Raw genomic sequence first — 6,000 nt, forward strand, 5'->3', positions numbered from 1 at the left:
CTAAATAACTTAGTATTTTGGAACGCCAACTCGCATATGAATTGGCGTTCCAATTTTTATTGTTTAATCAATGTTTAAGACATTTATCAGAAGGAATCCGCACTATGATTGGTAGGTGAATTAACAGTGATGTAAATTTAGGTACCTTTGCTAATTCCATTTTTGAACGGCTATTACAAATAGTTGTTGATAAACCCGTTCAACAAATTGATCCTTTAATGAAATAACTTTTGGCAATCAAACCATGAAAATGATATTATAATTTTAAGAATCGACAGATATCGGAGGTGGATAAAATGAAGCCAATGCAAGAATCGACTGGTTGGGGTAAACCATTTGTTGTAAGTTTACTAATCAACATAGTCTTCGGGTTGATTATTTACGGTTCGATAAGCTTTTTAAATCTCCATTACTTTGATGACTTTTGGACGAATTGGGTATTGTTTGTTTCTTGTTTAGCAGTCGCTTTTATAGCTTGGAAAGAATTAGACCCTTATAGAGGTAAATGGCGAATAAATGGCTGGATAACCCGAACCGTAGGCGTTGCAACTTTTATAGTTCTTGCTTTAAATATTGGATTCTAGGTAAATGTCATTTCCCCAATCAGGTACGTTTGTTAAACGAGTAGTACGGAATCTATACCAATAAAATATAGCAAGTAAAAAATGCATAGACGTAAGTGAGCTATGCGCTTTTACTTGCTTTTTCTATTGTTACTCTATGTGTAAAGCATACACCAAGCAGTTATTCAGATTCAGGTATCCGAATCTGAATTTAATTCAGTGATGGACTGTATCAAAACATCCGGTCTATCCATATATAGTAAGTGCCCAGATCGTTCCGCAAAAATCAATTTGCTATTGCTGGATAAATTCACTTGATCCATAATGAGTTCTTGCCATTTGTCTTCAAATATCCGTATTTCCCATTCTGGAAAACCTTCATCTACCCCAAGCTGTATACAATATTCTTTATCTCTGCCGATAACGACTAATGGAAGGTTGTGAAAGTCCCCTAACCCCTTTATAATTTCAGCATCTACTTTCCAGTTTTTTATTTCTGAGCACATAGCCTTATAAAGCGTTGGATTGACTTGAAAGTCCATTAACCTTTCCTGTATTTCAGGAGGAAATTGTTTTTGCTTCCTCGTTAGAGAGGGGTTTAATATTTTGCTAAGCTCGTCCTTATTCATTGAAGAATATAAGTTGCATTTTTCTATCCACGCTTCGTCCGTGGAATCCTCATTTAGTACAGGCAACGTTAAGTCATCAAGTAATTGAAAGTCGACAGAAGTGGAATCAACTAATACCAATCCTCTTAGATGACTAGGATATAATTTAGCAAAATGCTGCGCGCATAATCCGCCGTATGAATGTCCTACTAAAATAAACGGCTCCACAATATTCAATTGGGTAAGCAATTCTTTTAATTCGTCAGCAACTGCTTGTGTAGTTCTGCTTTCATCCCCGATTTCGCTCCTACCTAGGCCAGGTCTGTGAAACATAATGACTGTATTCCTTTTACTTAGTGCCTCCGTGACTTCATGCCATTCATCAAAGGAATTACCCATACCGGTTACGATGACGATTGGTGTACCGCGATTTCCCTTTTGTTGTATTTCTAAATTCTTGTTGTTAATAACAATCATCCGGCTAATTTCACTCATCCTTTTTCGAGATCATTTAATACTACTAGAAATAAACATTGAGGCATCTTGATTCATAAAAATACGCTTTCCGTGATGAAACGTCTTCATTTCAATTGATGTAAATCCAACTTCGGACAACCTATCTTTCAATTCTTCATGCGAAAAACCATTATGCACTTTTGGGTGATTGATTTTATCGTTTTTATCAAAATCAATTATCATCAGCTTGCCGCCCTCAGTTAAAATGTTGAACAGTTGCTGTAGAATTTTTTCAGTGTCTGGAATGTGAAGGAGGACGAGGGATAGTAAAATGATGTCTGCCTTGAGTTCAGGAGTTTCTTGAGTGAAATCGGAATACAGTACTTTTGCGTTGGAAATTCCATTGCGAGAAATTTTAGCTTCTGCAACCTCCAACATTTGCTTTGATGAATCCACTAACAAAATGGAATCGACTACATGTGCTAATTCCAAACCAACTAGACCAGTACCGCCGCCATAATCAATTAAAGATTTTGATGTGCTATTTTGTAATTCTGACCGTACTTCCTTAACGATAACTTTCGCTAATTCAATTCTTTCTTCTGTATCGTATCTTTTTGCCATCTGTTCAAAAACGTTATGTTCCATATTCCGCTCCTTGTCCATAAATAGTTCAGTTGCGTGTGGTCATTATAACAAGAATTAAATGCTAAAGACATGATTCTCCTCCTCAACTCTTTCGTATGGACCTCGCTGGGCATGGAAAGTATCCATAAATAATCTCATGCAATCTTTTCTGTTGGATAATTCCCTCCTTTTCGTATTGAACTTAAGTTCGAAATAATATAGGATATATAAAAATCTATATAAAAGGCTATGAAAAGAAGAGTAAACGCACCGACTATCTACAGAGACCTCTAGCAGCTGAAAAAGAGGGATAGGAAATGTGTTGAAACAAGGCTTGGAGCTGTGCATTGGATTTGTAAGCTTGAAACAATGATAATGCAACGTATTCTCACGTTACTGAGATAGAGTATTGCAGGTGATGTATGCATGTAGCAGTACTCGATTAGACTTCTGCAGCAATGTAGGGGTGAACTGGGGTGGCACCGCGATACAACTCGCCCCCAAGATAAATATCTTGGGGGTGGGTTTTTTTATTTTGTTTTTACAAAAAATAAAATAGGAGTGGTGAATATGCCCAAATGGAAGTATCCTTTGATGCTATTAGGAGGAATAGGCATTTCAAATGTGGGTGGATGGGTTTACCTAATCGCGTTAAATTTAATAATATTGAACGAAACAGGTTCTCCTCTTGCAATTGCTTTATTATATATACTAGGCCCAATTGCTACCATATGTTCGAACGCTTGGGCAGGCAGTTTAATTGATCGGGTAAACACACGACGACTTATGATGGGGTTAGATGTTTTTCGAGCACTATGTATCGCGGTAATTCCATTTTTACCTTCAATTATTTATGTTTATATGCTAGCGTTTATTATTAATATGGGAAGTGCTATTTTCCAACCTGCATCTATGGTTTATATGACTAAATTAATACCTGAAAAAGATCGACAACGCTTTAACGCACTGCGTAGCTTTATCAACTCTTGTGGTTCACTGATAGGTCCTGCCATTGCCGGGATTTTATTTTGGATGGGTACTCCTTATACCGCCATCCATTTGAATGCAGTGGCTTTACTTTTATCGGCACTTATTATAATGAAGTTACCAAATGTTGATACAAGATACAAAGAGACGATGGTACAAAGATTTACTTGGAATATGATAAAAGATGACTTTCAGGTTGTTATTAATTTCTGTAAGGAATATAAATATGTTACAAAGATATATTTATTATTTTGTGGCACTACTGTATTTATGACTGCAATAGATTCTCTTGAGGCAGCATTTGCAAAAGGCGTACTTTCAATATCTGATACCAATTATGGGTTTTTATTAAGTGTCTTTGGAGCAGGATTTATAATAGGGTCAATTATTAACTCGGTATTTTCAAATCAGCTTGCGGTTAATTTTTTAATAGGTTTTGGCACTTTCTTTACCTCAATAGGTTATCTAGTGCTTTATAGTTCGAATGGTTTTTTTTATGCAGCGTTTGGTGTATTTACAATCGGGTTTGCGGTAACGTTTGCAAATACAGGCTATTTAACTTTTTACCAAAATCATGTTCCTCAAAGGATGATGGGAAGGTTCGGCAGTATCTTTAGTGTTTTTGAAGCGGGCTTCATCATTGCTTTAACAGTTTTAATAGGCTTAATTGCTGAAGTAACTTCGATCCGTCATGTAGGATTAATAGGTTCATTTGCCTTCTTCTTATTAGGGTTAAAGGTACTGAAATCCGTATCAGCTACAAAACGAAAAGGGTACTTTAAATGATTATTTCAATTAAAGCGGAAAAGACGGTGCCATTGGGCAAACCGTCTTTTTTGCATACAACTATTGACGAATCCTTACATACGTCTCCATGATGAAATCCTTATATCGGCTACTCGGCATGCCTGCTATATTTTCTACTGCTATTTCAATCAAACTGTAGGCTTCTGCTTCATTCCCTAAAGCCAAATGGCAAAGGGCGGCATACGCATCCTTTTCGTACAGGATCGATAAATCGAATGGATGGTGCGCAAAATCAGGGAAGTTCACTTTTTCAAAACATGCCAATGCTTCTTCGTATTGTCCAAGCCCATAAAGCGCCTTGCCTTTCTCTTCCATGAAGGAGTATGAGGTGTGCGAATCGTCGATGCCGTGTTCATCATGATGCGCATGGATCAGTTCCAATGCCTCTTCATATGCCTTTTTATAGGAGGTTAGGTAATGGATAGTCATGAAGTTTATAAAAGGAATCGCATCTTTATCTTCGGCAAATACTCCATACTGCAGTATCTTCTGCTCATAATGCTTCAAAGAATTTTCATCTTCATTCATCATCGCATTGAAGATCGCCAACTGATACAAGTGGGCAATCCGATAGAAGATCTGCTTTTCCTTTGAGAATTCAATCCCTTCATTCATAACGCGGATCGCCTCCTTTGAATTACCGACCGCAAAATGAAGAAGCGATTCCCAATAATCGAAATCGAGACGTGTGAGTGGATCGATAAGTCCATCCCGCTCTTCGATTTTAGAACGTTCCTCCAATAATTTCGCAAGGGAAGCCTCATAATCATGCTTAGTGAACTTTACATTCGACTGAAAAATGCCGATCGCCGCAAGACGACTCGTTAGATTCAGCTGCTCATACATCTCGGCTGCCTTATCCATTAACAACTTCCAGCCATCCCTTTTTTCATAATAAAGGGCTCGGCTGTAAATCTCCAAGAGTCGTGCAGCTTCATATCCCTGACTCATTTTTTTTACATACGGTTCAATTAAATCGATGATTTTCACATATTTATCCTTCGATTCATCAAAACCCGCCGTGAACAACTTTTCCACGACTATTAATAGATCCCGCAATTCCTGCAAATTCACTTCTTCCAATAGCTGTGATACTTCGACGCCGAGACGCTTCGCGATATAAGAAAGGCTTTCCATCGATGGATTCGCTTTATTGTTCTCAATATAACTGAGCATTGCCTTTGTCAACTGCTCTCCCGCCAATGCTTCCAATGTCATCTTTCGCTGTTTTCGCAACGATCTGATTCGTTCGCCTAAGGTAGCCAGTAGGAACACTCCCTCACTTAAATTGAATGTAGTTAAATTATACTTAACTTTCTCTTGCGATGAAAGAGGTGACGTGCTATTATTTTGTTAAATTAGATTTAACTTCTTAGGGGGAGAGGAGTGTTATTCGAGTGATAACTATGAAAAAGGAATTGTAACAGTGATTTATCGTTTTAGGGAGTGCAGAAGTTGATTCAGAAATAAATGGGTTGAACTAGTAAAAGGGGGCAGGGATTAATGGGGAAAAACTATATCATATACATTTTAAGTACGATTGTCGTATCACTGGGTGGTGCTGTATATACGTTTGCAATTTCATATTTCATTTTACAAGAAACCGGATCGACGCTTTACTTTTCTATTAACACTGCGATTTTGAGCGTTGGTGCCATAATTGCTTTACCTATATCCGGTGTTATGGTCGACAGTATGAACAGGAAAAAGATTGTAATTTCCTTTGAAGCGCTGTCCGCAGTGACGCTGCTTTTCTTATCCTTATACATTGGCATTTTTGGTTTCAATATTTATGTGCTTTTCTTCATTACAGCCGTCCGATCGGTCATTACGCCAGTTATATCGAATGCATTCGACGCAAGCTTGACGCAACTATTCGATAAAGAAAACATTCAAAAGACTATCGGTGAAATTGTGACGTATCGAACAACTGTTATGCTGTTAGGGCCGAT

The 6,000-nt window shown here is 37.6% G+C and carries 6 protein-coding genes and 1 other annotated feature; of the genes, 3 read left to right on the forward strand and 3 right to left on the reverse strand.

Going from position 1 to position 6,000, the window contains the following annotated elements:
* Window positions 1-296: 296 nt before the first annotated feature.
* A complete protein-coding gene (locus AWV70_RS17520) occupies window positions 297-584 on the forward strand; it encodes a hypothetical protein (protein ID WP_060209818.1) in 288 nt (95 codons plus the stop codon).
* A 170-nt stretch (window positions 585-754) separates the two neighbouring features.
* On the opposite strand, the gene AWV70_RS17525 is transcribed toward AWV70_RS17520, so the two are convergent.
* Both AWV70_RS17525 and AWV70_RS17530 read right to left on the reverse strand, forming a co-directional pair.
* A complete protein-coding gene (locus tag AWV70_RS17525; RefSeq protein ID WP_153010041.1) occupies window positions 755-1,666 on the reverse strand; it encodes an alpha/beta fold hydrolase in 912 nt (303 codons plus the stop codon).
* Window positions 1,667-1,678: 12 nt separating this feature from the next.
* Window positions 1,679-2,275, reverse strand: coding sequence for a class I SAM-dependent DNA methyltransferase (locus AWV70_RS17530; RefSeq protein WP_060209822.1), 597 nt, complete (start codon window positions 2,273-2,275; stop codon window positions 1,679-1,681).
* A 219-nt stretch (window positions 2,276-2,494) separates the two neighbouring features.
* Window positions 2,495-2,759: a binding site (T-box leader), on the forward strand.
* A 65-nt stretch (window positions 2,760-2,824) separates the two neighbouring features.
* On the opposite strand from AWV70_RS17530, the gene AWV70_RS17535 reads away from it, so the two are divergent.
* Window positions 2,825-4,027 (forward strand): MFS transporter, encoded by a 1,203-nt coding sequence (locus AWV70_RS17535; protein WP_060209824.1) that lies wholly within the window; start codon window positions 2,825-2,827, stop codon window positions 4,025-4,027.
* Between the two features lie 60 nt (window positions 4,028-4,087).
* Here the strand turns inward: AWV70_RS17535 and AWV70_RS17540 are convergent, their stop codons facing one another.
* On the reverse strand, window positions 4,088-5,323 hold the full coding sequence (locus AWV70_RS17540; protein WP_268777882.1) for a helix-turn-helix domain-containing protein: 1,236 nt from the start codon (window positions 5,321-5,323) through the stop codon (window positions 4,088-4,090).
* A gap of 228 nt (window positions 5,324-5,551) precedes the next feature.
* On the opposite strand from AWV70_RS17540, the gene AWV70_RS17545 reads away from it, so the two are divergent.
* On the forward strand, window positions 5,552-6,000 hold a 449-nt coding region (locus tag AWV70_RS17545), incomplete at its 3' end, for an MFS transporter (protein ID WP_160327681.1).

Origin of the sequence: Sporosarcina koreensis, from assembly GCF_001531445.1 — a bacterium.
Classification (GTDB): Bacteria; Bacillota; Bacilli; order Bacillales_A; family Planococcaceae; genus Sporosarcina; species Sporosarcina koreensis_C.

Coding starts and splice junctions, on each gene's coding strand:
- AWV70_RS17520 (WP_060209818.1), top strand. CDS start 297: ATGAAGCCAATGCAAGAATCGACTGGTTGGGGTAAACCATTTGTTGTA.
- AWV70_RS17525 (WP_153010041.1), bottom strand. CDS start 1,666: ATGAGTGAAATTAGCCGGATGATTGTTATTAACAACAAGAATTTAGAA.
- AWV70_RS17530 (WP_060209822.1), bottom strand. CDS start 2,275: ATGGAACATAACGTTTTTGAACAGATGGCAAAAAGATACGATACAGAA.
- AWV70_RS17535 (WP_060209824.1), top strand. CDS start 2,825: ATGCCCAAATGGAAGTATCCTTTGATGCTATTAGGAGGAATAGGCATT.